This window comes from Mesorhizobium sp. M0028 (assembly GCF_040323855.1).
In the GTDB taxonomy this organism is placed as follows: domain Bacteria; phylum Pseudomonadota; class Alphaproteobacteria; order Rhizobiales; family Rhizobiaceae; genus Mesorhizobium.
The window spans coordinates 26,611-51,571 of sequence record NZ_JAMYVG010000025.1; the positions used below are offsets into that span (position 1 = coordinate 26,611).

Below are 24,961 nucleotides of genomic sequence, written 5' to 3' on the forward strand. Positions count from 1 at the left end.
CGTCATGAAACCGTTCGCAATCGACAGAACCAACGGCATTTGCGCAGCGCTGTTCATCTTCCTCGGCGCATTTTTCGCGCTGCAGTCGCTCGGCCTCGAAATCGGCACCGCCTTCCGTATGGGACCGGGCTATTTCCCGCTGGTGCTGGCGATCGTGCTGATCCTGCTTGGCGCCGTCATCCTCGTCCAAGCGGTGCGTTTCGAGAGCGACCCGATCGGCCACATCGCGTGGCGCGGCATGCTGTTCATTCTGCCCGCTCCGATCTTCTTCGGCCTGACGGTGCGCGGCCTCGGCTTTATCCCCTCGATCTTCCTGACGGCGCTAATCGCATCGTTCGGCAGCGGCCGTATGAAGCCGCTGACCGCGCTCGTGCTGTCGGCCGGCCTGACGCTGTTCGCATTCGTCGTCTTCAGCTACGCACTCGGCCTGCCGTTCCGGCGTTTCGGCCCGTGGCTGCCCCTATCATTGTGAGGAGATGAAATGGAACTCCTCAACAATCTCGCACTCGGCTTTTCGACGGCCACATCTTTGGCAAACCTCGGTTTCTGCCTGATCGGCGTCCTTCTCGGCACGCTGATTGGTGTCCTGCCCGGCATCGGCGCCACCGCAACCATTGCCATGCTGTTGCCGATCACCTTCCAGATCGGCGATCCGGTTTCCTCCCTCATCATGCTCGCCGGCATCTATTACGGCGCGCAGTATGGCGGTTCGACTACCGCCATCCTCATCAACATGCCCGGCGAATCCTCGTCGGCCGTCACCGCCATCGACGGCTACCAAATGGCCAGGAACGGTCGCGCCGGGGCGGCACTGGCGACCGCGGCGATAGGCTCGTTCTTTGCCGGCACGGTGTCGACCTTCCTCGTCGCCATCTTTGCCCCACCGCTGACGGCGATAGCGCTGAGATTCGGCGCAGCCGAGTATTTTTCGCTGATGATTGTCGGCCTGGTCTCGTCCGTCGCGCTCGCCCACGGCTCGATCGTCAAGGCACTGGCCATGGTCGTGCTCGGCCTGCTGCTCGGACTTGTCGGCACGGATATCTACACCGGCACGCCCCGCTTCACGCTCGGCATCCGCGAATATGCCGACGGGCTGAATTTCGTCGCAGTGGCGGTCGGTGTCTTCGGCGTCGCCGAGATACTGCGCAACCTCGAAAACGAGCATGAGCGTTCCGTGCTGATCCGAAAGATCTCCGGCCTTATGCCGACCCGCGAAGATTTTCGGCGCATGGCGGCCCCCATCGTGCGCGGGACAATCATCGGTTCGGCGCTCGGCATCCTGCCGGGAGGCGGCGCGATCCTTGCCGCCTTTGCCTCCTACACCGTCGAAAAACGTGTCTCGAAAAGTCCGGGGGAATTCGGCAAAGGCGCAATCGAAGGCGTCGCCGGACCGGAATCGGCCAACAATGCCGGCGCACAAACCTCCTTTATCCCGATGCTGACGCTCGGCATTCCGGCCAACCCGGTAATGGCGCTGATGATCGGCGCGATGATCATCCAGGGCATCGTACCCGGCCCCAATGTTGCGATCGAACAGCCTGCACTGTTTTGGGGTATCATCACCTCGATGTGGATCGGCAATCTGATGCTGATCGTCTTGAATCTGCCGCTAATCGGGCTTTGGGTGAAACTGCTTACGATCCCGTATTACGTGCTCTTCCCGATCATCATGGCGTTCTGCTCGATCGGCGTTTACAGCGTCAACACCAACGTCTACGACCTCTATGCAGTCGCACTCTTCGGCTTGCTTGGCTATCTCCTGACCAAGCTGCGCTGCGAACCCGCGCCGCTGCTGCTTGGCTTCGTGCTCGGCCCGCTGCTCGAGGAAAACCTGCGCCGCGCCATGATCCTCTCTCGCGGCGATCCGAGTACCTTCGTGACGAGACCGATCAGCGCCAGCCTGCTCCTCATCGCGCTCGCCGTGCTCGTCATCGTGTTTCTCCCCGCGGTCAGGAAGAGGCGCGAGGAGGTGTTTGTCGAAGAGAGCTCCTGAACGTGGATGGCGCCACATAGGAGGAACTTCAGAGTCACTTGGCTGGCACTGATTCAGTAGCCGCCTCTACTGGCCCGAGCGGCGCGATCTCGACCAGTGGTGCAGGCACGCTGGTCGTCTTTTCCTTGGCCTTGCAGATATCGGCGATGACGCAGGCAGGGCAATCCGGCTTACGCGCCTTGCAGACATAGCGGCCGTGCAGGATCAGCCAATGATGCGCATGTCGCATATATTCGTCCGGAATGATCTTCAGGAATCCTTGCTCGACCTGTTCCGGCGTCTTGCCCGGCGCCAGGCCGAGCCTGTTGCCGATGCGGAAGATGTGCGTGTCGACCGCCATCGTATGCTGGCCGAAGGCGACGTTGAGCACGACATTGGCGGTCTTGCGGCCGACACCCGGCAGCTCGACCAGTTGATCGCGATCATCGGGCACCTTGCCGCCGTGGTCGCGGATCAGGGCTTCCGACAACGCGATGACATTCTTGGCCTTGTTGCGCCACAGCCCGATAGTGCGGATATGGTCGCCGAGCCTGGTCTCGCCCAGCGCCAGCATTTTCTGCGGCGTGTCGGCGATCTTGAACAGCGCCCGCGTCGCCCTGTTGACGCCGGCGTCCGTCGCCTGCGCCGAAAGCACCACCGCCACCAGCAGCGTGAAGGCGTTGATATGTTCGAGTTCGCCTCTCGGGTCCGGCCGCTGAACGGAAAAGCGCCGGAAAATCTCATGCACCTCGGCCGGGCTGTAAAGCGCCCGCGACCTCGCCGGCCGCGGACGCGGCTTGGCGTTCGAGCCGTCGCGGCGGCCGGGCAACAGGTCTTTTTTTAGCGCCGAAGAGTTTTTGGACTTGGGGCTTGTCATTGCTTTCCTATAATATTCTGTAATGAGCGACACAAACGCCTCATTTCAGGCCGACGAGCCATTCTTCCAGGCGCTGCTGATACCGCACCGGTCGCTGGGCAAGACCGGCTTTGTCATCCTGATGGGCGCATTGCTGTTCGGGTGGCTGGTGACCGGAGCGTTTTTCCTGTCGCGCGGCGCCTGGCCGGTGTTCGGCTTCTTCGGCCTCGATGTTATTGCCATCTATATCGCCTTCCGCGCCAATTATCGTGCCGCTCGGGCTCGCGAGGAGGTGTCGGTGTCTCGCACCAGCCTCGATATCCGCAAGACTGCCCCGTCAGGCAAATCGGAAGCACATCGCTTCAATCCGTTCTGGGCACGCTTTTCGATCGCCCGCCACACCGAAATCGGCATCACCAGAATGGCGGTCGAGGCGCAAGGAAAAACAGTCTCGATCGGTGGCTTCCTCAACCCCGACGACCGCGAAAGTTTTGCCACCGCATTTTCGCGCGCTCTGGCGACCGCCAAGGCGCGCTGACGATCAAAACCGAAATCTCAACAGCCTGCCGACCCTCCGAAGAGCCGGAACGTGGCTCCAGAGGCGAAAGACCAGTCCGGCGAACCAGCTCACACGGGCGGCATGTTCGGGTTTGTACGCCATCGTTTCCTCGACCAACCGCAGGCCGGGCACTGACCGTTCCAAGTCGCGCGGATCGTTGATCGCCCAGTGGAGTTCGGCTCCGGTGGCGCGGAACGACCGGTTGAGGCGCACGAGCTTTAGACCCAGGTCGCTGTAGGCATCGCAGATAAATTCGCCGCTGGCCAGATGCGACACAAGCCGCGAAACCAGTCTTGGGCCCTCGTCAGCGGCAAGGTAGGGGGTCAGGCCTCCGCCACGACCATCGCCGGGCGATCGCCGGGCACTTCATCTAACCAGCCAGGCTCCGTGACGGATGATCCGATCAGGTGGTAATGCTCGCGCATCGGGTAGAGCTTGCGCCTGAGCTCGATGACTTCGGCGTAGTCGACGTCGAACCAGTCGACGCCGGCTGGCGGGTCGATACGGAATATTCGTGTGTCCAGCCCGCAGCCGAGATGCAGTACAATGGCGTTCGGGTTGTTCGCCAGAAAAGCCGAAACCCAGTCGTCCAGCGTCTTGGCCCGGATCGCCAGACCGACGCCGAGATTGTTGTCGACCTTGAGCCGCGAGAAATCGTAGTCGATGCGGCGAACCGCCTCGTCCGCAAAGCGGTCTTTCAGCAGCGAGTTGGGAAGCCGGCTTTCCAGCGCCTTGCCGTAGACGGTGATCAGCAGCGTTTCTTTTTCCTTGGTCAGCTGCATCTTCTCGCCGGCCATGATTGTCCTCCCCATTCAAAGCCAACTCTATCTGGGTACATGCTGCGGGAAAGCAAGTTTCGGGTGGTGATCGGCGCCGCGAAGGACGATATTCGCACTCAAGGAGATACTACCATGAACGCCCAAATGCCTCTCAAAACGACAGCAATCCTTCAGAAAGACATCACGCCTGAAGGCGGCGACTACGAAATCGTCCGTCGTGCCATCGAAAAGATCAGCCTCGACTATCGCGACCAGCCTTCGTTGGAAGTGCTGGCCGAGGAGGTCGGCGAGACGCCGACCGGGCTGCAGAAGCTGTTCACCCGCTGGGCCGGCCTGTCGCCGAAGGCTTTTCTGCAGGCCGTCACCCTCGATCATGCGCGCAAACTGCTGGATTCCGGCATGCCGCTGCTGGAAACTTCGTTCGAACTCGGCATGTCCGGCCCAGGCCGGCTGCACGATCTGTTCGTCACCCATGAAGCGATGTCGCCGGGCGACTACAAGACCCGCGGCGCAGGGCTCACCATCCGCTACGGCTATCATATCTCGCCTTTCGGCATCGCTTTGATCATGGTGACGGACCGCGGCCTTGCCGGCCTCGCCTTCAACGACCCCGGCGGCGAGCGCGCGGCCTTTGCCGACATGTCCAGCCGCTGGCCGAATGCGACCTATGTCGAGGACATGGCGGCGACGGCGCCCTATGCCGCGCGCATCTTCGATCCGACGCTGTGGCGCGCCGACCAGCCGCTGCGCGTCGTCATGATCGGCACCGACTTCCAGGTCCGCGTCTGGGAGGCCTTGCTGCGCATTCCGATGGGCAAGGCCTGCACCTATTCCTCGATCGCCGCGCGCATCGGCGCACCGAGCGCCAGCCGGGCTGTCGGTGCCGCGGTCGGTGCCAATCCGATGTCCTTCGTCGTGCCGTGCCACCGGGCTCTCGGCAAGTCCGGCGCGCTCACCGGCTACCATTGGGGCCTGACGCGCAAACGCGCCATCCTCGGCTGGGAGGCGGGACAAGTCTCTTCTTGAATAGCCAACGAATGGAACGATAGGAGCGAAGGGCCCCGAGGGTGACAAGCAGCGATCTTACGGAGTAGCTTCCCGCGCAATTAGAGTGACATGCGCTAGCGGGAGGCACTTCTTGATCGTCGTCATCGGTTCCATCAATCTCGACCTCATCGCCAGTGTCGACCGCTTGCCCGGTCCCGGCGAAACGGTGCGCGGCTCCGGTTTCGCCACCGCCCCCGGCGGCAAGGGAGCCAACCAGGCGCTGGCCGCCGCCCGCGCCGGCGCCAAGGTGCGCATGGTCGGCGCGGTCGGCAAGGACAGCTTCGCCGGCGAGGCTTTGGCGCTGCTGCGCGACGGCAAGATCGACCTGTCCGGCGTCGGCGAGACCTTTGCCTCGACGGGTACCGCGTTGATCATGGTCGGCGCCGACGGCGAGAACGTGATCGCCGTCGTGGCGGGCGCCAATGATTCGGTCGTGCCGGGTGACCTTTCCAAGGCTTTCCTGAAAAACGGCGATGTCGTGCTGCTGCAGTTGGAGGTCCCGTTGCAAACGGTCGAGACAGCGCTTGACGCGGCAAGGACGGCCAACGCGGTCACCGTGCTCAACACCGCACCTTTCCACGGCGACGCGGCCGGCTTCCTCGGCAAGGCCGACTATCTCGTCGCCAACGAGACCGAGTTCGACCTCTATGGTGAGGCGCTGTCGTTGAGTGGCCGCGACCGCCCGGCACGGATGCGCGACTATGCCTCGAGAACTGGCCGCACCATCGTCGTCACGCTTGGCCCAGACGGCGTTCTCGCCGCGACGCCGGACGATCTCCTGATGGTTCCGGCGCTGAAGATCACTCCGCTCGACACGGTCGGCGCCGGCGACACGTTCTGCGGCTATTTTGCTGCCGGACTGGCGGCAGGCCTGCCGCTCGACCAGGCGCTTGCCCGCGCTGCCGCAGCCGGTTCGCTGGCCTGCCTGAAAGCCGGCGCCCAGCCTGCCATCCCGCTGGCCAGGGATGTCGACGCCGCCATGCCGACATCTGCCGGCTGAAGCGCGATGACAGCCACGCGCCCGACCACCAGGCATGCCGTGCCGCCCGCCGGCGACATCTGCCGCCTGTCCGCCGTGGAACTGGCCGACAGGATCAGGCGCCGGCAGCTTTCGGTGCGCGAAGTGATCGCTGCATTCCTGGACCGGATCGAGGCGGTGAACCCACAGGTCAACGCCATCGTTTCATTGCGTGAGCGTGCCGACATCCTGCGCGAGGCCGACGAGGCAGACGCTCATTTGGCGCGAGGAGCAGATACCGGATCGCTGTTCGGTCTGCCGATCGCGATCAAGGATCTTGCGCTGACAAAAGGCCTGAGAACCACCTTCGGCTCGCCGATCTTCGCCGATTTCGTGCCTGAGGAAGACGACTTCTTCGTCGAGCGTGTTCGGCAGGCCGGCGCCATCATCATCGGCAAGACCAACGTTCCCCAATTCGGGCTCGGCTCCAACACCTACAATACCGTGTTTGGACAGACGCTCAACGCGTTCGACCCAGCGCTGACCGCCGGCGGCTCGAGCGGCGGCGCGGCGGTCGCGCTGGCGCTCGACATGGTTCCCATTGCCGATGGCAGCGACTTCGGCGGTTCGCTGCGCAATCCCGCTGCCTACAACAATGTCTATGGCTTCCGCCCGTCGCAGGGATTGGTACCGGCCGGCCCTGATCTTGATGTGTTTCATGCGCAAATGGGCGTCGAAGGGCCGATGGGGCGTAACGTGCGCGACATCGCCCTGCTGCTCGACGTTCAGGCCGGCTATCATCCTCGCGCGCCGCTGTCGCATGATAAGCCAGGCTCGTTCCTCGAAGGGCTGGAATCGCGGGCGGCCGGCGGGCGCATCGCCTGGCTCGGCGATCTTGACGGTCATCTGCCGATTGAAGCAGGCATTCTACAGCTTTGCGAGGCAGCACTCGGCCGGTTAGCGGATCTATCCTTCGAAGCCGAGCCGCTGATGCCGGAATTCGAGTTCGAAGCGCTGTGGCAGGCCTTTGTAACGCTTCGCCAGGCGAGCAGCGGTTGTGCGCTCAAGGTGCATTACGACGATCCCTTGAAACGCCGCCTTCTCAAGCCGGAGGCCGTGTGGGAAGTGGAACATGCACTGGGCCTCACCGCACCGCAGATCCACGCCGCCACGGTGAGGCGCTCGTCATGGCACAAAACCCTGCTGTCGCTCTTCGATCGATTCGATCTCATCGCGCTGCCGACCGCGCAGGTCTTCCCTTTCGAGGTCTCCACCCACTGGCCAAGGGAAGTGGCCGGGCGTGCCATGGACAGCTATCATCGCTGGATGCAGGTTTCAGCGTTCGCCACGCTCGGCGGCTGCCCGGCGATCAATGTGCCGGTGGGCTTCGACCCCAAGGGCAGGCCGATGGGCATGCAATTGATCGGGCGGCCACGCGCTGACCTCTCGGTGCTGGGGGCGGCTGCCGCCTATGAGGCAACGCTACCATGGCAGGCCGGCGCCTGCTGAAATCAGCTCCGCATTGTCGGCGCCTCGCCGGCTTGCACGCAACTCATCGCCATGCATTGATCGCGACAGCGCGCCGCACGAGCGGCATTCTGCGGAGGGAAAAATGTCGCTGGAACTCTACGCCACCTACGTCGTCGCTTGCATCGTCATCATTCTTGTGCCGGGGCCGACGGTCACGCTGATCATCGCCAACAGCATCCGCCACGGCTCGCGCGCCGGCCTCGCCAATGTCGCCGGCACCCAGGCCGGGCTGGCCATCATGATCGCCATCGTCGGCATCGGGCTGACCTCGCTTATCGCCGGCATGGGCCACTGGTTCGAATGGGTCCGGCTGATCGGCGCCGCCTACCTGATCTGGATGGGCGTGCAGATGTTCCGCTCGAAAGGCAAGCTGAACGCCGACGGATCGGCTAAAAAGCCGCGCGGCGGCTTCTTCCTGCAGGGCCTGCTGGTGGCGATCAGCAATCCGAAGACGCTGGTGTTCTTCGGCGCCTTCTTTCCGCAGTTCATCGCCCCCGAAGGCAATTACGCGTTACAGATCGGCGTCATGGGTCTCACCGCCATGATCTTCGCCGCCGTCTCGGATTCGACCTACGCGTTGGCCGCCGGCCGCGCCGGACGCCTGCTCTCGGCCGGCCGCGTCAAGCTCTTGTCGCGAATCAGCGGCAGCTTCCTGGTGGGCGGCGGCCTGTGGCTGGCGTTTTCCAAGGCGAAGTAACAGCCGCGAGCCGGGACGCAAATAGCAATCTCCTGGAACAGGAAGCCCGATTGAAAGTCAGCCTTCTGTGCACCACATGAATCGACAGTTGGGGGTTCATGCCGGTGCCATGGACTTTTGTGGATGTGAAAAGGCACGCGATCGGCGTGATCCTGATTGTTGCTTTGTTTGCGGCGGTGTTGGCCCTCGATCCGCTCAAGTGGACGAATAACGCCAGCCCGATCCGCTCGGTGGACCCAATCGATGCAGCCGTCAAAAGTGCCCATTGGGGCAAAGGCCGAAGTGTCTACATGCTGGTCCTTGAAGACGGTTCATCTGTTTTCATCGACGACGATCGTCCGCGCCTGATCGGCTCGCACGTCGGCATCGAGCGCGTCACGCGCGACAATGGCTTTGTCTTCTACCGATTTCCAAATTGAACGGCGATCGATCAATGAAGCTGTTTTCGAAGGTAAACGAGTGACAGAGCTCTCTTCGAAGAAATCGCTCTTGAACAAAGCCCTTACGCTATTCAACTCTAAGTGATGGGGCCGACGAATCTTTCTCTTAGAAACCGCCTTCTTCTGCTTCGGGAAGAGTTTCGCGATACAGTCGTTGGCGTCGCTTTCTTTTGCTCATTCGCTCTTGTGGCCGCCGTGGCGATTGTAACAAGACAGAATAGCCCGATCATGGGCACGCAACGCATAGGAGGCATCGTCGAAGATGTTGCGACGATGCCTCTAAATCCGAAAGGTTCCGTCGGCCATGGACTTTATTATAGATATGAAGTCCGTCTCCATGACGGCAACGCACTGGTATTTATCGATGGTGAGGTGGAGACGCCCCACATGATCGGATCGGAAGTCTCGATCGAACAACAGCACCGCAATAACGGCACCAGCACCTACCGCCTGCTCAATGACTGAGCGGCACTAAAGCCGCCCCAGCCTTTCCAGCAACAGCGCGAAAAACGCATCATGATCGATGTCGCGCATCACCATGGCGTTCTTCGGCCGCTTGGTCACTCCCCACCAGTCGATCACCGTCATGCCCATGGTGAGCTCCGAGGCGGTTTCCACACTGACATTGCAGTTGCGGCCCTTGAACAGCTTCGGCTTCAACAGATAGGCGATGACGCAAGGATCGTGCAGCGGGCCGCCATCGGTGCCGTATTTCTCTTCGTCGAAGCGTTCGAAGAATTCCAGCATGTCCGCCGTCGCCGTGCCGACCCTGGTGCCGAGCTTGCGGAAAGCCTTCGTGCGCTTGGCGGTGGTCAGCGCCTTGTGGGTGACGTCGAGCGGCATCATCACGATCGGAATGTCGGATTTGAACACGACATCGGCGGCATGCGGGTCGACATAGATGTTGAACTCGGCAGTCGGCGTGACGTTGCCGCCCTCGAAGAAGCCGCCGCCCATCAGCACGATCTCCTTGATGCGCGGCGCGATTTTCGGCTCGCGGATCAGCGCCAGCGCAACATTGGTGAGCGGCCCGAGCGCGCAAAGCGTGATCGTGCCGGTCTCCTCCTTCATCAGCGTCTCGACGATGAAATCGACCGCATACTGATCCTGCAGCTTCATCTTTGGCTCAGGCAGTTGCGGTCCGTTGAGGCCGGTCTTGCCATGCACTTCCTCGGCGGTGACGAGTTCACGCGCCAGCGGCCGGATGGCGCCTGCATAGACCTTGACATCCGGCCGGCCGGCCAACTCGCAGATCTTGCGTGCGTTTTTTTCGGTGAGTTTCAGCGGCACGTTGCCGGCCACCGCGGTGATGCCGACGATCTCCAGCTCGGCGCTGCCGAGCGCCAGCAATATGGCGACGGCATCGTCCTGACCGGGGTCAGTGTCGATGATGATCCTGCGGGATTGGGGCATTTCAATTCCTTGTTTTGGCAAGTCTTTTTGGGCGGGACGTGTGACGGCTTGAAGTCTGCCGGGCGGCGGACCATATCAAGACCATCGGGAAAAATGCCATCCGGGTTTTTCCACTTTATGTCGCTCTTGAGAGGACACTGTAACATGAGCCGAATGACGCCTTTTTCCAGCCCGCTTCTCCTCGGTTTCGATTCCATGGAAAAGACACTGGAGCGCTTGGCGAAGTCGGGTGACAGCTATCCTCCGTACAACATCGAGCGCCTCAGCGGTGCCGACGGCAAAACCGAAAGGCTGCGCATCACGCTCGCCGTCGCCGGTTTCGCGGAAAGCGATCTCGATGTCTCCACGGAGGAGAACCAGTTGGTCGTGCGCGGCCGTCAGAACGACGACACCGAGCGCGAATTCCTCCACCGCGGCATCGCCGCGCGCCAGTTCCAGCGCTGTTTCGTGCTGGCCGACGGCATGCGGGTGATTGCGGCGGAATTGAAGAACGGCCTCTTGTCGATCGATCTCGATCGGCCGGAGTCCGAACGGCTGGTACGAAAAATAAACATATCGGTGAAAGACTGAGTTTTGCCGATAGCTCTCATGCGGGATGGCCTTGAGCGGCGTCTCGCGGCAAGGAGGCTTGAAATGACCAGAACTGACGAAAATATCATCATGACCAGCGGCGAATTCGCTCATCTCGGCGAAGGTTCGGTCGCCTATCTCAGGAAAGTGTCGAGCGACGATCTGCGCGGCCGTTTCCCGGGCCTCGGCGAAATCGCGCCCGGGCTGGAACTGTGGGCCCTGTTTGCCGCCAACGGCCAGCCGATCCTGCTTTCGGATGCTCGCGACCGGGCGCTGGCCGGCGCCTTGGAAAACGATCTGACCCCCGTCGCTATCCACTAACAACACGGCGCGCCGATCTGGCTGAAACGGACAGGGCCGCTCACGGCGGCCCTTCAACGCGTCCAATCAACTCAGGCGGCGTGCGAGGCCTGTGTATCCGACAGCAGCGCGTGGATGGCCACGGCATCGCGCGTGCCCCTGATCTTGGCAACCGTGTCGGCATCGCGCAGCACCCGCGCGATGCGCGACAGCGCCTTGAGGTGGTCGGCGCCGGCACCTTCGGGGGCCAAAAGCAGAAACACCAGGTCGACCGGCTGATCGTCGAGGGCCTCGAAATCGACCGGTGTCTCCAGCCGGGCAAAAACTCCAGCGATCCGCTTCACCCCGGCCAGCTTGCCATGCGGAATGGCGATGCCGTTGCCGACGCCGGTCGAACCCAGCCGCTCGCGTTGCAGGATGGTGTCGAACACCTCCCGCTCCGGAATGCCGGAAATTGCCGCCGCCCTTTCAGACAGCAATTGCAGCAGCTGCTTTTTGGAGTTCGCCTTCAACGCCGGCATGATTGCCGGAACGTTGACGAGATCGCTCAGATCCATGCTTGAAATCCCTTGTTCGCCTGCCGTCGCCAGTCCCCACGCTTGCGTGCGGCTGGTTTTTACCCCTGCGCGACCTTGGCCGTAGACGGGTCGATCCAGCCGATATTCCCGTCCGGCCGGCGATAGACGATGTTGAGATGGTCGTTTCCGGCATTGCGGAAGACCAGGACCGGGCTGTCCTTGGTGTCGAGCTCGATCACGGCTGACGCCACCGACATGGTCCGCAGCGTCATGGTCGATTCGGCGACGATGGCCGGCGCGAAATTCTCCGGTATCTCCTCGTCGTCATCGGCAAGCGGGGCCATCACCGTATAGGCGACGTCGGTGAGTTCGCCATTGCTATTGCCTGAATTGTGCGACTTCAGCCGGCGCTTGTAGCGCCTGAGGCGGGTTTCCAGACGGTCCGCCGCGGCATCGAAGGCAAGCGTCGGATCCTGGGCATCGCCGGTCGCCTGCAGCGAAGCACCGGAATCCAGCCGGATCATGCAATCGGCCGTGTAGCGCGACCCCGATTTGACGACTACGATTTGCCCTGAAAAGCCCCGATCGAAATATTTCCCGATCACTTCCCCGACACGGTCGTTGATGCGCGTACGGAACGCATCGCCGATATCCATGTGTTTTCCCGATATGCGCAATGTCATCTGAAAACTGACCTTCCTTGCTCAGGCTTCAAACTGTCCCGAGTTTATACTCGTGGTCCGTGCGCACAAGCTTTGCGGCGTCACTTGCGCCGATTTTAAATCCGAACTTTCCGGTTGATCACAAGCCGCCTTCTTGGCCGTCCGTGGCCTACGTCGTGACGGACCATCTCTCGTGCGGGCATCAGCGAACTCAAATCCACTCGCCAGCCCGTCTCATGCGGGCGGGCTTCTAGCCACTTCGTTGCCGCTTGTCAATGAACGCGAAAGCTGTGGAAATTCTGCCGGAGTTCAACGGCCGGCGCTGGCCAAAGCGCGTTTTTCGCGCCGCCGTTGCACCGAAGAGGGTATGTTCATGCCTTCCCGGTATTTGGCAACCGTGCGCCTGGCAATGTCGACGCCGCTTTCCCGCAGCATGTCCACGATGGCATCGTCGGAAAGCACATCGACGGCTTTCTCCTCGTCGATCAGCTGCTTTATGCGGTCGCGCACCGCTTCCGACGAATGCGCATCGCCGCCACCCGACGAAGCGATCGAGGCGGTAAAGAAATAGCGCAGCTCGAACACGCCGCGCGGCGTCAGCATGTATTTGTTTGCCGTGACCCGGCTGACCGTCGATTCGTGCATGCCGATAGCGTCCGCCACCGTGCGCAGGTTGAGCGGCTTCAGGTGCCGCACGCCGTGGACGAGAAAAGCGTCCTGCTGGCGCACGATCTCGGAGGCGACCTTCAGGATAGTCTTCGCCCGCTGGTCGAGGCTGCGCGTCAGCCAGTTGGCATTCTGCAGGCATTCGGCGAGGAAATCCTTTTCCGCTTGGTTTTTCGCATGCGGCGTGACCTGAGCGAAATAGATGTGATCGACCAGCACGCGCGGTAGCGTCTCGGCGTTGAGCTCGACCGTCCAGCTGCCGTCATTGGCTGCGCGCACCTCGACGTCGGCCACGATCGCATCGCTGGCACCGCGCGAAAACGCCATTCCCGGCCGCGGGTCGAGCGCCCGGATCTCGGCCAGCATGTCGAGCAGATCCTCCTCGTCGACACCGCAAATCCGCTTCAGCGTCTGGAAATCGCGCCGTGCCAGGAGTTCGAGATTGGCGATCAATGCCCTCATCGCCGGATCGAGCCGGTCGCGCACGGCAAGCTGCAGCGACAGGCATTCGGCGAGGTCGCGGGCGAAGATGCCGGCGGGCTCGAATGTCTGGCAAATCGCCAGCGCCATTGCCACCGCCGGGGGGTCCGTGCCGAGGCGGGCCGCGATCTCGGCCATGTCCGCACGCATGTAGCCGGCCTCATCGAGGCCGTCGGCAAGCTCGCTGGCGATCAGGCGCGCGGCCGGATCGGCGAAGGCGAGCGCCACCTGCTCGCCGACATGGTCGCGCAGCGTGATGGCAGCCGCCGCCATATCCGCGACGTCGAAGCCGTCGGAGGAAGAGGCGGAACTATTGCCGGACGCCGATTTCCATTGCGCCGTCAGGTCGGGGCCGAGCCGCTCGCTCGTTCCAGGATCGTCGGGAAACAGGTTTTCCAGCGACGTATCGAGCTTTTCCGAGATCGCCTCGGCGCTCCACGCCGTCTCCGCTTCGAACCAGTCGCCGTCGGCGGCCGGTTCCGATGCGGCGTCGCTCTTCTGCGCCTGGTCGCTGGCGGCGTCGTCCTGCGGTTCGGCGCGTTCCAGCAGGGGATTGCGTTCGATCTCGTCGTCGATGAAGCGTTCCAGCTCGAGGTGGGTGAACTGCAGCAGGCGGATCGACTGCATCAGCTGCGGCGTCATCACCAGCGACTGCGACTGTCGTAGCTGTAGTTTTGCCGCCAACGCCATGGTTCGGTTTCAAACGCCCCGTCTACGCACCCGCACTGCTGGAAAGAATTTTCCAGGCCAGCATAGAAACTGGCCCGGCTTTTGCTTGTCAAGGCGAGGTGCGGAAAAACTCGCCTGCCAGCGCGTTTTTCAGGCAGAAAATCGAAGAAAAAGCTGCCGGACTACGCCGGAAATCCCGTTCGAACCGGAATTTCGCATTTAGAGCGTAAATCCCTCGCCAAGATAAAGCCGCCGCACATCGGCATTTGCGACGATTTCGTCGGCTCGGCCATGGGTCAGCACCTGACCGGCATGGATGATGTAGGCGCGGTCGATCAGGCCAAGGGTCTCACGCACATTGTGGTCGGTGATCAGCACGCCGATGCCACGTGCCGTCAAGTGGCGCACGAGCTGCTGGATGTCGGCGACGGCGATCGGGTCGATGCCGGCGAACGGTTCGTCGAGCAGCATGTAGGCGGGGCGGGTTGCCAACGCACGGGCAATTTCGAGGCGCCGCCGCTCACCGCCGGAGAGCGACAGCGATGGAGCCTTGCGCAGATGGCTGATGTGGAATTCCTCGAGCAATTCGTCGAGCAGGCGCTCACGCTCCTTGCGGCTCTTTTCGACCACTTCGAGCACGGCCCGGATGTTTTGCTCGACGTTCAGGCCGCGAAAAATCGACGCTTCCTGCGGCAGATAGCCGATGCCGAGACGGGCGCGGCGATACATCGGCATCGACGTGACGTCGAAGCCGTCGATTTCGATGGTGCCTTCGTCGACCGGCACCAGCCCGGTCACCATGTAGAAACAGGTGGTCTTGCCGGCGCCATTGGGGCCGAGCAGCCCAACCGCCTCGCCGGCGCGCACGCCCAGCGTCACGCCGCTGACGACTTTGCGGCCCTTGTAGCTTTTGGTCAGCCCCTTGGCGATCAAGGTTCCCTTGAACTTTGCCGCTTCGACGGTGACCCTGGCCGGTGCCGCAAGTTTGCTGGCGGCGCGCCCTGGAAGACGCGCCAGCAGCGACGATATGCCGGTCATCAGGGTTTCGCTGCTCCAGACTTCGCCTGCGGCGTGATCGACATCATGACGCGGCCGCCGCAGGCGTCGACCTGGGCAAGGCCGCTCTTCATCTGCACGGTAAGCTTGCAGCCGACAAGCACGTTGTCGCCTTGCGAGAGCACGACCTTGCTGCCCGAAAGCACCAGCACCTCGGTCTTCATGTCGAAGGTGCCGCGGTCGCCGGTGGCAACCTGATTGTCCGATTTGATGTAGACCTTATCGTCGACCACGAGATGGTCGATGTTGGCGGATCCGGTCATCGCCGCGGCACCCGCCGGCTCGGCGCCTTTGGCGGCGGCTGCATCCCTGACGTAATAGACCGTCATTTTGCCGGCCTTGAGTACGGTTGGACCCTGGACGACGTTGACGTTGCCGGTGAAGACGGCGACGCTTTCCGCCTGGCGCACCTCGAGCTTGTCGCTTTCGATCTGGATCGGCTTGTCGCCCGACAGCCTGAGGCCGGACATTTGGCTGGTGGCGCTGGACTGCGCCAGCGACGAAGCCGTCCCCAGGGTGAGCCCCAATGGCAGCCCGAGGGTCAGCAACGCCGAAACCGCGGCGAGGCGCCGTGCCGAACTACTGAACCGCATTGGTCTCTCCGCTCTTTGCCTCTGCCGCCTTCAAACTGGCGGGATCGATGTCGACGCGCACCTTGTTCTCGAAAACCAGGACCTTGCCATTGTCCTGGACCGACATCGAATCCGCCCTGATCCGGGACCCGCCGCGGCTGACATCGACGGGTTCGCTTGTCTTCATAGTGCCTTCGCCCATGTCGAGATAGACTGATTTGAATTTTGCCACCACGCCATCCGTGGTCGATACCGTCACGTCGCTGGTCAGGCTGAACGTGTTGCCGTCGCGATCATAGGTGCCGCGCGCGGCATCGATGGCGGCCGTGTTGTCGGCCGCAATCGGCAGCCTGGCCTTGATGCCTTCCAGATCGATGATGCCTTGTTTGCTGACGTCCTGTATGGCGCGCAGGGCCGTCATCGAATAGGGCAGGTTCTGCTTGGTGAAGCCGTTGAGCTTGGGATTGGCCATCACCAGCTTGCCATTGGCAAAGGAGCCGCCGTCGGCCTGCACCTCGATTGCAGCGGGAGCCATGAGATAGGAATAGACCGGAAACGCGACCGCGATCAGGGCGGCGACCAGCGGCACGGCCAGCTTGAGGATCCGCACCCGGCGCGAATGACGCTGCGCGATGTCAAAGGCGTCGACCCGCGCCCGGCCTGCGGCCTTGGGAGCCAACTCCGTCTCGGTGTTGGTCGGTTCGATTGGTCCCGCTAACATGACTGCTTCTTCTAAACCCCTGCCCGCCAGGCCGCCCTATAGGTGGGGTGCCGGCACCCTCAAGCAAGCACAAGCCGAGGAAAACCGCAAAAATATGACAGCCGCCCCTATACAACGAAAATGGCCCCAGCGCAGCCTGAACCTCATACCAGATATGGGCGCACAGTGTTAGAGCCTGTGGAACGCGACAGATTGAAGCTTGCCCGAACGCCGAAGACGGCTTTGGCGAAGGCCGTCAGGAAACGGTAGCCGGGCGCGAATGGTTGCTTTAAAAGCATCTGCTCCCACCGACTACGAGGCTGACCATGGCATTGAGAGCCGACGACCTGATCGACCGCCGCCGCTTGCGCCGCAAGCTGACATTCTGGCGTGTTGCGGCGATTCTTGTCGCCGCAGCCGGGCTGATCGCCTTTTCCGCGTGGATTTATGGTGACGAATTCACCGGCGCGGCTGTCGACCACATCGCTAAGGTCAAGATCGAAGGTACCATCACCGAAGACGAAGAACTGATCAAGCGGCTGGAAGCCATCCGTCAGTCGCCGCGCGTCAAGGCTGTGATCCTGTCGATCGATTCACCCGGCGGCACCACCGTCGGTGGCGAGTCGATCTACGAGGCAGTGCGCAAGCTCGCCGCCGACAAGCCGGTGGTGGCCGAGGTCGGCACGCTCGCGGCGTCGGCGGGTTACATGATAGCCACCGCGGCCGACCATATTGTCGCACGCAAATCCTCGATCGTCGGCTCGATCGGCGTTCTGATCCAGTACCCGGACGTCAGCGGCCTCATGGACAAGCTCGGCGTCAAGCTGGAGGAGGTGAAATCCTCGCCCTTGAAGGCCTCGCCTTCCCCCTTCAAGCCGACCAATGACGATGAACGCGCCATGGTCCGCAAACTCATTCTCGACAGCTACGACTGGTTCGTCGGCATCGTCGCCGAGCGCCGCAACATGACCAAGCCGGAGGCGCTGGCGCTCGCGGACGGGTCGATCTTCACCGGCCGGCAGGCGGTCACAAACAGATTGATCGACGCGGTCGGCGGCGAGGCCGAAGCGATCGACTGGCTTGCAGGCAAGGGTGTCGATGCCAAGCTCAAGGTGGTGGAATGGAAGGACACGGAAAAACGCGGTGGTTTCCTGTTCTCCAAGGCGATGGCGCAGACCGTCGGCGCTGCGCTTGGCCTGCCTGGCCATGGCGGCGACGTCCTTCACGAAATTGGAGCGGACCGCTTGTTTCTTGACGGTCTCGTTTCCGTCTGGCACCCTTGAGGAGCCGCTTGGGAGTGAAAAAGCAAATAAAATCATTCTGATAATTTCGGCGGCACTGCTTTCACGGGGAGCCTTTTCATGATCAAATCCGAACTTGTGCAGATCATCGCCACGCGCAATCCGCATCTTTTCCTGCGCGATGTCGAAAACATTGTCGGCGCCATCTTCGATGAAATCACCGACGCGCTTGCCGAGGGCAACCGGGTCGAGTTGCGCGGCTTCGGCGCGTTTTCGGTGAAAAACCGCCCTGCCCGCACCGGCCGCAATCCGCGCACCGGCGAATCCGTAGAGGTCGAGGAGAAATGGGTGCCGTTCTTCAAGACCGGCAAGGAATTGCGTGAAAGGCTGAACGGAGGCAAATAGGCGCGGCGCCCGCCGACCCGTTGCTGCCTTTTCTTCCGAACGGAAAAACATGTTCAATCGCTTCATCCTCATCGTGGTTTTCGTGCCGCTGGCCGTCATCCTGATTGCGCTGGCCGTCGCCAACCGCGAACCGGTGGCCTTCACGCTCGATCCGTTCAATCCCGGCAATCCGGCGCTGACGCTGACCGTGCCGCTGTTCATTTTCCTGTTCCTGGCGCTGGCCATCGGCATGATCGTCGGCAGCCTGGCGACCTGGATCAAGCAGGGCCGCTACCGCAAGCTGGCGCGCCAGCGCGCCGCCGAGGCCGAGAACCTGCGTCTGGCAGTCAGCCGCGCGCCCACAGCGGCGCAGGGCCCGGCCTTGCCGAAGCCGATGAACTGAGCCGCGGCTCGGGCAGGAAGCGCAACCGGCCTATTTCTCCACGGAGCCATCATGCTGACCATTTCCGCCGCCGAGGTCGACCGCGCGCTGACCTTTCCCGGGCTGGTCGAGACATTGCGCGCCGCTTTTCGCGACGGCGCCGTGCAGCCGGTCAGGCATCATCACACGGTCGAGCGGCCCGACGGTGCCGCCTCGACGCTGCTTCTGATGCCGGCCTGGACCGACTTCAACGCCGGCACCTCGGCCGATGGCCATATCGGCGTCAAGATCGTCACAGTGTCGCCCGACAACAACGCCGTCGGCAAGCCTGCGGTGATGGGCCTCTACCTGTTGCTGGACGGCGCCACCGGCGAGCCTCAGGCCTTGATCGATGGCCAGCGGCTGACGCAGTGGCGCACCGCCTGCGCCTCGGCACTGGCCGCGTCCTATCTGGCCCGCGAAGACGCATCACGGCTGCTGGTGGTCGGCGCCGGCGCGCTGTCGCCATTCCTTGCAAAGGCGCATTCGGCGGTGCGGCCGATCAAGAACATCCGCATCTGGAACCGCACGCCGGCCAATGCCGAAAAGGTCGCGGCAAAATTGCGTGCCGAGGGTTTTGCGGCCGACGCCGCAGGCGATCTCGACGTCGAACTCGGCCAGGCCGATATCGTGTCATCGGCGACCATCACCACCGCGCCACTGATCAAAGGGGTACTCTTGAAACCGGGAACCCATGTCGATCTGGTTGGCGGCTTCACGCCGGCGATGCGCGAAAGCGACGACGACGCGATTGCACGCGCCCGCGTCTATGTCGACACCCGCGCCGGCGCCACCAAGGAAGCCGGCGACATCGTCCAGCCGCTGGCCTCCGGCGTGCTGAAGCCGCAAGCCATCGTCGCCGACCTCTATGAACTGGCACGCGGCCAGAAAAAAGGCCGGCAGGGCAATGACGAGATCACGCTGTTCAAGTCGGTCGGCGCGGCCCTCGAGGACCTGGCCGCCGGCATTGCCGTGTATCGCGCAAGCGTAGGGCAGTAGGGCAGTAGGGCAGTAGGGCAGTAGGGCAGTAGGGCAGTAGGAAACCGTGCTAATCGTGCGGCGCCGCGCCTAGTGCTACTTTGCTCTCGCCTACTGCCCTACTGCCCTACTGCCTTACTCCTTTTGCCAATAAACCCGTAGCCGGTGGTTGTCCGGATCGAGCGCGACGAAGGTGCGGCCGAAATCCATGTCGGTCGGGCTCTGCAGGATGGTCAGCCCACGGTCGGCCCACTCGGCATGGGTGGTGTCGACAGCGCCAGGCGTATCCAACGCAAAGACGACCTCGGCGCCACCGCCTGCGGCCGCCGCGGCCGGCTCTACGGTATGACGCGACCAGAGGCCGAGTTTGAAGCCGTTGTCGAGCACGAACAACACGAAGGTCGGCGAGGTGTCGACCGGCTCGCGTCCGAGCAGCGCGCTGTAGAAGGCGCCGCTTTGCTCAGGCTTGTCGACATAGAGGATGACGAAATTGGGCGGTGTCATGAATTGCTCTCCAGATGGTTTCGACTGGAGCAGCATAGCGTGCACCACTGCCAGATTCTGGCAGCAGTCTTAACTGAGCGGCAGCCTTAGCTTGGCTTGTCGAGCGTCGCCCGCCATTCTTTGAGCAGCACCTGGCGACGGCGCGGATAACGCGTCTCGGTGGCGTTGAGGCCGGATATCCGATCGGCGCGAAAGTGCCTGAAATCCTGGCGCATCTCGCACCACGCCGCGACGACGCGCACCTTGTCGAAGAAGCCGAGTGCAAACGGCCAGACGGTGCGCTCGGAGGCAGCGCCGCCGGCATCGCGATAGACAAAGCTCAACTTGTGCTCCTCGCGGATGGCTTGCCGCACCACGCCGAGATCGATGCCTTCGGTGACCTCGGTGCGCGACCCGACCAGCAGCGTCGAGGCATCGAGCTCTTCGCGCAAATCGTCCGGCAGCACGGCGGCGATCTTGGCCAGCGCGTCGGTGGCGGCGTTGGCAAGCCGCCAGTCCGGCTGCTTGGCCACCCAGCGCGAACCGAGCACGATCGCCTCGATCTCCTCGTCGGTGAACATCAAGGGCGGCAGCATGAAGCCTGGCCTGAGCACGTAACCCAGCCCCGCCTCGCCCTCGATCGGTGCGCCCTGCCCCTGCAACGTGGCGATATCGCGATAGAGCGTGCGGATCGACACACCCATTTCGCCGGCAAGGCTGCGGCCGCTGACTGGCCGGCGATGCCGGCGCAGGATCTGGATCAAGTCGAGCAGGCGTTCGGCGCGGGACATGGATCGCAACCCGGTTTGGATGGATGCCCAATTTGGATGGACGATAGTGCGCCTGCGCTTTCGGCGGCAAGCAGGATGATCGCCGACCGGAACGTATGCGGCCTGACGCCGTTGTCTGGCCATTATGGATATACGCGGTCTTCTGTTGTTCTGGTCTGTTTTGACCGCCACCGTTGCTGCCCTAAGCCTCGGACCATCCTTCGCCCACGTACTGGAATCGGTGCCGCGGCTGACCAGATGGCCGCCTTCGCTCTGGCGAGAAACCACGGTCTTCAATGCTCAGTTCCAGTTCTTTTTGACTGTCGGCGCACCGCTGGACGTGGCGGCCGTCGCCTGTCCGGGGCTCCTCGCATGGATGCTGCGCGGCGACCGCCCGGCATTCTGGTGGGTGTTGGCCGCCACCATGCTTTATCTGATGGCGCTTGTCGCGTGGGTTGCGCTCGTCAAACCGGCAAACGATGTCCTGGCCACCTGGGTGCCTGGACCGATCCCGGGCAATTTCGAAGCTATCCGGAGCCGCTGGGAAGCCGGCCATATGGTCGTCACCGGCTTCAAGGCCGTCGGTTTCATCGCGCTCGCAGTCGGGCTGCTGTCGATCAGGCGTGGCTGATCCGTTCGCAAACGCCTGCAGCCCTTTTGTTGCGCCGGTCAATTCGCTGTGGCAGAAGCGGCGCAGCCGCCGTCCGGAGATGCGCCTTCTTGAAACCTTTTCGCGACAAACGCCGCGACAGCCGCCCGCCCGCGAAAAAAGGCGGGATAGAGCAGCCGCGGCGGCGCGACCCCAATCCAACCGCTGGTCCGGAGACGAAACCGCAGGACCGGTCCGAGCAGAAAGCAGCGCCGCGCCCACTTTCGCGCCGCGATGGCGCGCTGCCTGCCGAACATCTGCCGCTGATCCTCGAAGTCGGCGCCAATCAGGATTACGCGCTGCTCGACAGCGGCGCCGGAGAAAAGCTCGAGCAATACGGCCCCTACCGCATCGTTCGGCCGGAGGGCCAGGCGATCTGGCAAAAGGCATTGCCGGCCAGGGACTGGGAACGCGCCGATGCCATTTTCACCGGCGATACCGACGAGGAAGGCATCGGCCGCTGGCGCTTTCCGAAGACGCCGCTCGGCGAGACCTGGCCGATGAAGCATGACGGCATCGACTATCTCGGCCGCTTCACTTCGTTTCGCCATGTCGGTGTCTTTCCCGAGCAGGCCTCGCACTGGGACCACATGGCCGGGCTGATTGCGGCGGCAAAACGGCCGGTGAAGGTGCTGAACCTGTTCGGTTATACCGGTCTTGCCTCGCTGGTGGCGGCGCGTGCCGGCGCCGAGGTCACCCATGTCGATGCTTCCAAGAAGGCGATCGGCTGGGCGCGCGAAAACCAGGAGATGGCGGGCCTGTCGCAAAGGCCGATCCGCTGGATCGTCGACGATGCCGTGAAATTCGCCGAGCGCGAGGAGCGCCGCGGCAGCCGCTACGACATCATCCTGTTCGACCCGCCCGCCTATGGCCGCGGACCGAAGGGCGAGGTCTGGCATCTGTTCGAAGATTTGCCGGCGCTGACCGACATCTGCCGTGCGATCCTGACGCCGAAGCCGCTCGCTGTGGTGCTGACCGCCTATTCGATCCGCGCCTCTTTCTTCGCCATCCACGCCTTGATGCGCGACACCTTCGCCGGCATGGGCGGCACGGTCGAATCCGGCGAATTGATCATCCGCGAGAAATCCGCCGGCCGGGCGCTTTCGACCTCGCTGTTCTCGCGCTGGGTGGCCTGAATGAGTGCGTACGAACGGCACGCGGGCGCGCCAGGGCAGGTGAAGGAAGTCACCAGCCTCGCCAATCCGCTGGTCAAGGACATCAAGGCGCTCGCGCAGAAGAAATTCCGCGACCAGCAGAATGCCTTCATGGCCGAAGGCCTGAAGCTGGTCATCGACGCGCTCGATCTCGGCTGGTCTATCAGGACATTGGTTTTCGCCAAGGCCGGACGTGGCAATGCGGCGGTTGAAAAAGTTGCGGCGCGCACGGTTGCCGCCGGCGGCACCGTACTTGAAGTTTCGGAAAACGTGCTGGTCGCCATCACCCGCCGCGACAATCCGCAAATGGTCGTCGGCGTGTTCTCGCAGAAATTGCTGCCGCTGAAGGACATTCGCGCCCATGATGGCGACGTCTGGGTGGTGCTCGACCGCGTCCGCGACCCCGGCAACCTCGGCACCGTCATCCGCACGGTCGACGCCGTCGGGGCCAAAGGCGTCATCCTGGTCGGCGAGACCACCGATCCCTTTTCGGTCGAGACGGTACGCGCCACCATGGGCTCGATCTTCGCCGTGCCGGTCGCCAAGGCGTCGGCCGAGGCTTTTCTCGCCTGGCGAAAGAGCTTTCCCGGCCTCGTCGCCGGCACCCATCTTAAGGGTGCGGTCGATTACCGCTCGGTCGATTTTTCAAAAGGCCCGGTGCTTTTGATGATGGGCAACGAGCAGCAAGGCCTGCCTGACGAGCTTGCCGCAAGCTGCGACAAGCTGCTGCGGATACCGCAGGCAGGCCGCGCCGATTCGCTCAACCTTGCGGTGGCCACCGGCGTCATGCTGTTCGAGATCCGGCGCGGCGCGCTGAAGCTCGGCCCGGAGGATGCCCGATCGTGACATCCCAAACCGTGAAACTGCAAACCATGAAGTCCTGGAGCCCCTACGCTTTTCTGGTTGTCGCCGCGATAGCGCTCGACCAGTGGCTGAAATATCTGGTCGAGACCGGCCTTGCCTTCCAGGAAAGGCTCGATCTCCTGCCGTTCCTGGCGCTGTACCGCACCTACAACACCGGCATCGCGTTTTCGCTGTTTTCGTCCTTCGGCGACACCGGCCTGGTGGTCGTCGCGGTTCTGGTGGTCGCTTTCGTTCTCTATCTTGCGGCCCGCACGCCGCCCGGCCACCTGCTTGCCCGCGTCGGCTTCGCGCTGATCGTCGGCGGCGCGCTCGGCAATCTGATCGACCGCGCTGCCTATGGCCATGTCATCGACTATATTCTGTTTCACACGCCGGTCTGGTCCTTCGCGATCTTCAACCTCGCCGATGCCTTCATTTCGGTCGGTGCCGTGCTGGTCGTCTTCGATGAGCTCATTGGCTGGTGGCGCGGAACATCGAGCGATTGACCTCACTCGCCCGGCACCGCACATTTCTTATTTGCAAGCCCGAGGAGAAAAAATGCCCGAAGCCTTCAAAGCCATCCTCGTTTCGCGCGACGCCGAGAAAAACCAGTCGGTCGCGGTGACCGAGCTCACCGAGGCAGACCTGATGGAAGGCGACGTCACCGTCGCGGTGGAGGCGACGACGGTGAACTACAAGGACGGCCTTGCAATCACCGGCAAGGCGCCGGTGATCCGCCGCTGGCCGCTGGTGCCGGGCGTCGATTTCGCCGGCACCGTCATCTCGTCTTCCAATCCCGACTGGCGCGAGGGTGACAAGGTCATATTGAACGGCTGGGGCGTCGGCGAGACGCATTTCGGCGCCTTTGCCGGACGCGCCCGCATCAAGGGCGACTGGCTGGTACCGCTGCCGGACGGCATGAGCCCGCATGATGCGATGGCGGTCGGCACCGCCGGCTACACCGCCATGCTTTGCGTCATCGCGCTGGAGCGCCACGGCATCGTGCCCGACCGCGGCCCTGTGGTGGTGACGGGCGCTGCCGGTGGCGTCGGGTCGGTCGCGGTCTCGATCCTGTCCAGCCTCGGCTATCACGTCATCGCCTCGACCGGCCGCAGTGCCGAAAGCCCCTATCTGACCGACCTCGGTGCCGCGGAAGTGATTTCACGCGACGAGCTTGCGCAGCCTGCAAAACCGCTAGCCAAGGAACGCTGGGCCGGCGGCATCGACGCTGTCGGCAGGCACACGCTGGCCAACGTCCTGTCGATGACCTCCTATGGCGGCGCCGTTGCCGCTTGCGGCCTCGCCGGCGGCATGGACCTGCCGGCAAGCGTCGCCCCGTTCATCCTGCGCGGCGTCTCGCTGCTCGGCATCGATTCGGTGATGGCGCCCAAGGCGGTCCGCATCGAGGCCTGGCGCCGCATCGGCACCGATCTCGATCACGCAAAGCTTGCCAGCCTGTCGACGAGCATCGGCTTCGACGGCATCATCGGCGCCGCGCATGACATCGTCGAGGGCAAGATCCGCGGCCGCGTGGTGGTGGACATGTGAGGCTCCAAAGGGAAAAAAAGAGCGCGACCGCTAAAATTCGAACGAT

General features: G+C 63.0%; 32 protein-coding genes. 20 read left to right on the forward strand and 12 right to left on the reverse strand.

The genetic code is table 11. The features are described 5' to 3' along the window. The first annotated feature begins 4 nt into the window (after positions 1–4). Positions 5–472 (forward strand): tripartite tricarboxylate transporter TctB family protein, encoded by a 468-nt coding sequence (locus tag NKJ93_RS29290; RefSeq protein ID WP_023718976.1) that lies wholly within the window; start codon positions 5–7, stop codon positions 470–472. A gap of 9 nt (positions 473–481) precedes the next feature. Beyond that, positions 482–1,993 carry a tripartite tricarboxylate transporter permease gene (locus NKJ93_RS29295; RefSeq protein ID WP_352592641.1) on the forward strand — a complete coding sequence of 504 codons (1,512 nt, stop codon included), beginning with the start codon at positions 482–484 and terminating at the stop codon, positions 1,991–1,993. Between the two features lie 34 nt (positions 1,994–2,027). Here NKJ93_RS29295 and nth read toward each other — a convergent pair whose 3' ends face one another. Further along, positions 2,028–2,849: an endonuclease III gene (nth, locus tag NKJ93_RS29300; protein WP_023718974.1), complete on the reverse strand. Its 822-nt coding sequence runs from the start codon at positions 2,847–2,849 to the stop codon at positions 2,028–2,030. Positions 2,850–2,871: 22 nt separating this feature from the next. Here nth and NKJ93_RS29305 point away from each other — a divergent pair, with 22 nt between their 5' ends. After that, positions 2,872–3,366, forward strand: a complete 495-nt coding sequence (locus NKJ93_RS29305; RefSeq protein ID WP_023718973.1) for a DUF2244 domain-containing protein — start codon at positions 2,872–2,874, stop codon at positions 3,364–3,366. Between the two features lie 3 nt (positions 3,367–3,369). Here the strand turns inward: NKJ93_RS29305 and NKJ93_RS29310 are convergent, their stop codons facing one another. Together NKJ93_RS29310 and NKJ93_RS29315 are read right to left on the reverse strand one after the other, a co-directional pair. Next, positions 3,370–3,663, reverse strand: a complete 294-nt coding sequence (locus NKJ93_RS29310) for a hypothetical protein (RefSeq protein ID WP_352592644.1) — start codon at positions 3,661–3,663, stop codon at positions 3,370–3,372. A 47-nt stretch (positions 3,664–3,710) separates the two neighbouring features. Further along, positions 3,711–4,184, reverse strand: a complete 474-nt coding sequence (locus tag NKJ93_RS29315; RefSeq protein ID WP_352592647.1) for a class I SAM-dependent methyltransferase — start codon at positions 4,182–4,184, stop codon at positions 3,711–3,713. Between the two features lie 114 nt (positions 4,185–4,298). On the opposite strand from NKJ93_RS29315, the gene NKJ93_RS29320 reads away from it, so the two are divergent. The 6 genes from NKJ93_RS29320 (at position 4,299) to NKJ93_RS29345 (ending at position 9,303) form a co-directional block, all read left to right on the forward strand. Next, on the forward strand, positions 4,299–5,192 hold the full coding sequence (locus NKJ93_RS29320; RefSeq protein ID WP_023718971.1) for a methylated-DNA--[protein]-cysteine S-methyltransferase: 894 nt from the start codon (positions 4,299–4,301) through the stop codon (positions 5,190–5,192). Between the two features lie 112 nt (positions 5,193–5,304). After that, positions 5,305–6,213, forward strand: a complete 909-nt coding sequence (locus NKJ93_RS29325) for a ribokinase (protein WP_023718970.1) — start codon at positions 5,305–5,307, stop codon at positions 6,211–6,213. Positions 6,214–6,219: 6 nt separating this feature from the next. Further along, on the forward strand, positions 6,220–7,680 hold the full coding sequence (locus NKJ93_RS29330; protein ID WP_352483582.1) for an amidase: 1,461 nt from the start codon (positions 6,220–6,222) through the stop codon (positions 7,678–7,680). Between the two features lie 103 nt (positions 7,681–7,783). Beyond that, positions 7,784–8,398 (forward strand): LysE family translocator, encoded by a 615-nt coding sequence (locus NKJ93_RS29335; RefSeq protein ID WP_023675274.1) that lies wholly within the window; start codon positions 7,784–7,786, stop codon positions 8,396–8,398. A 98-nt stretch (positions 8,399–8,496) separates the two neighbouring features. After that, positions 8,497–8,817, forward strand: a complete 321-nt coding sequence (locus NKJ93_RS29340) for a hypothetical protein (protein ID WP_023718967.1) — start codon at positions 8,497–8,499, stop codon at positions 8,815–8,817. 249 nt (positions 8,818–9,066) lie between these two features. Further along, positions 9,067–9,303, forward strand: a complete 237-nt coding sequence (locus NKJ93_RS29345) for a hypothetical protein (RefSeq protein ID WP_023718966.1) — start codon at positions 9,067–9,069, stop codon at positions 9,301–9,303. A 6-nt stretch (positions 9,304–9,309) separates the two neighbouring features. On the opposite strand, the gene NKJ93_RS29350 is transcribed toward NKJ93_RS29345, so the two are convergent. Continuing rightward, positions 9,310–10,251 carry a nucleoside hydrolase gene (locus NKJ93_RS29350; protein ID WP_352483583.1) on the reverse strand — a complete coding sequence of 314 codons (942 nt, stop codon included), beginning with the start codon at positions 10,249–10,251 and terminating at the stop codon, positions 9,310–9,312. A 144-nt stretch (positions 10,252–10,395) separates the two neighbouring features. Here NKJ93_RS29350 and NKJ93_RS29355 point away from each other — a divergent pair, with 144 nt between their 5' ends. Then, positions 10,396–10,821, forward strand: a complete 426-nt coding sequence (locus NKJ93_RS29355) for an Hsp20 family protein (RefSeq protein WP_023718964.1) — start codon at positions 10,396–10,398, stop codon at positions 10,819–10,821. 63 nt (positions 10,822–10,884) lie between these two features. Continuing rightward, positions 10,885–11,142: a BQ00720 family protein gene (locus NKJ93_RS29360; RefSeq protein WP_352483584.1), complete on the forward strand. Its 258-nt coding sequence runs from the start codon at positions 10,885–10,887 to the stop codon at positions 11,140–11,142. 71 nt (positions 11,143–11,213) lie between these two features. On the opposite strand, the gene ptsN is transcribed toward NKJ93_RS29360, so the two are convergent. From ptsN to lptC, 6 genes are all read right to left on the reverse strand, one after another. Then, positions 11,214–11,678 (reverse strand): PTS IIA-like nitrogen regulatory protein PtsN, encoded by a 465-nt coding sequence (gene ptsN / locus NKJ93_RS29365; RefSeq protein ID WP_023718962.1) that lies wholly within the window; start codon positions 11,676–11,678, stop codon positions 11,214–11,216. 59 nt (positions 11,679–11,737) lie between these two features. Further along, the gene (gene hpf / locus NKJ93_RS29370; protein WP_352483585.1) at positions 11,738–12,322 is read right to left on the reverse strand and encodes a ribosome hibernation-promoting factor, HPF/YfiA family; all 585 of its coding nucleotides are present in this window, start codon (positions 12,320–12,322) and stop codon (positions 11,738–11,740) included. Positions 12,323–12,610: 288 nt separating this feature from the next. Next, positions 12,611–14,137, reverse strand: a complete 1,527-nt coding sequence (rpoN, locus tag NKJ93_RS29375; protein WP_352483586.1) for an RNA polymerase factor sigma-54 — start codon at positions 14,135–14,137, stop codon at positions 12,611–12,613. Positions 14,138–14,335: 198 nt separating this feature from the next. After that, positions 14,336–15,154, reverse strand: a complete 819-nt coding sequence (gene lptB / locus NKJ93_RS29380) for an LPS export ABC transporter ATP-binding protein (RefSeq protein WP_023718959.1) — start codon at positions 15,152–15,154, stop codon at positions 14,336–14,338. Further along, positions 15,154–15,765, reverse strand: a complete 612-nt coding sequence (locus NKJ93_RS29385; protein WP_023718958.1) for an LptA/OstA family protein — start codon at positions 15,763–15,765, stop codon at positions 15,154–15,156. The genes lptB and NKJ93_RS29385 overlap by 1 nt, the downstream gene beginning before the upstream one ends. Further along, positions 15,752–16,465, reverse strand: a complete 714-nt coding sequence (gene lptC / locus NKJ93_RS29390) for an LPS export ABC transporter periplasmic protein LptC (protein WP_023718957.1) — start codon at positions 16,463–16,465, stop codon at positions 15,752–15,754. The genes NKJ93_RS29385 and lptC overlap by 14 nt, the downstream gene beginning before the upstream one ends. 305 nt (positions 16,466–16,770) lie before the next feature. Here lptC and sppA point away from each other — a divergent pair, with 305 nt between their 5' ends. From sppA to lhpI, 4 genes are all read left to right on the forward strand, one after another. Further along, positions 16,771–17,727, forward strand: coding sequence for a signal peptide peptidase SppA (sppA, locus tag NKJ93_RS29395; protein ID WP_023718956.1), 957 nt, complete (start codon positions 16,771–16,773; stop codon positions 17,725–17,727). Between the two features lie 78 nt (positions 17,728–17,805). After that, complete coding sequence (locus tag NKJ93_RS29400; RefSeq protein WP_006200394.1) at positions 17,806–18,090, forward strand: integration host factor subunit beta; 285 nt, start codon at positions 17,806–17,808, stop codon at positions 18,088–18,090. Between the two features lie 49 nt (positions 18,091–18,139). Beyond that, positions 18,140–18,472, forward strand: coding sequence for a lipopolysaccharide assembly protein LapA domain-containing protein (locus tag NKJ93_RS29405; protein ID WP_023718955.1), 333 nt, complete (start codon positions 18,140–18,142; stop codon positions 18,470–18,472). A 51-nt stretch (positions 18,473–18,523) separates the two neighbouring features. Continuing rightward, complete coding sequence (gene lhpI, locus NKJ93_RS29410) at positions 18,524–19,489, forward strand: bifunctional Delta(1)-pyrroline-2-carboxylate/Delta(1)-piperideine-2-carboxylate reductase (RefSeq protein WP_023718954.1); 966 nt, start codon at positions 18,524–18,526, stop codon at positions 19,487–19,489. A gap of 114 nt (positions 19,490–19,603) precedes the next feature. On the opposite strand, the gene NKJ93_RS29415 is transcribed toward lhpI, so the two are convergent. Both NKJ93_RS29415 and NKJ93_RS29420 read right to left on the reverse strand, forming a co-directional pair. Next, on the reverse strand, positions 19,604–19,972 hold the full coding sequence (locus tag NKJ93_RS29415; protein ID WP_031193999.1) for a VOC family protein: 369 nt from the start codon (positions 19,970–19,972) through the stop codon (positions 19,604–19,606). Positions 19,973–20,058: 86 nt separating this feature from the next. Beyond that, positions 20,059–20,742: a helix-turn-helix transcriptional regulator gene (locus NKJ93_RS29420; RefSeq protein WP_023718953.1), complete on the reverse strand. Its 684-nt coding sequence runs from the start codon at positions 20,740–20,742 to the stop codon at positions 20,059–20,061. Between the two features lie 124 nt (positions 20,743–20,866). Here NKJ93_RS29420 and NKJ93_RS29425 point away from each other — a divergent pair, with 124 nt between their 5' ends. From NKJ93_RS29425 to acuI, 5 genes are all read left to right on the forward strand, one after another. After that, positions 20,867–21,352 carry a DUF1772 domain-containing protein gene (locus NKJ93_RS29425; RefSeq protein ID WP_023718952.1) on the forward strand — a complete coding sequence of 162 codons (486 nt, stop codon included), beginning with the start codon at positions 20,867–20,869 and terminating at the stop codon, positions 21,350–21,352. Positions 21,353–21,441: 89 nt separating this feature from the next. Further along, a complete protein-coding gene (locus NKJ93_RS29430; protein WP_352592651.1) occupies positions 21,442–22,506 on the forward strand; it encodes an RsmD family RNA methyltransferase in 1,065 nt (354 codons plus the stop codon). Further along, positions 22,507–23,370 carry a TrmH family RNA methyltransferase gene (locus NKJ93_RS29435; RefSeq protein ID WP_023718950.1) on the forward strand — a complete coding sequence of 288 codons (864 nt, stop codon included), beginning with the start codon at positions 22,507–22,509 and terminating at the stop codon, positions 23,368–23,370. A gap of 26 nt (positions 23,371–23,396) precedes the next feature. Further along, complete coding sequence (lspA, locus tag NKJ93_RS29440) at positions 23,397–23,873, forward strand: signal peptidase II (RefSeq protein WP_023718949.1); 477 nt, start codon at positions 23,397–23,399, stop codon at positions 23,871–23,873. A 52-nt stretch (positions 23,874–23,925) separates the two neighbouring features. After that, entirely contained in the window at positions 23,926–24,915 is a 990-nt protein-coding gene (gene acuI / locus NKJ93_RS29445; RefSeq protein WP_352592654.1) for an acrylyl-CoA reductase (NADPH), read from the forward strand. The last annotated feature ends 46 nt before the right edge of the window (positions 24,916–24,961 follow it).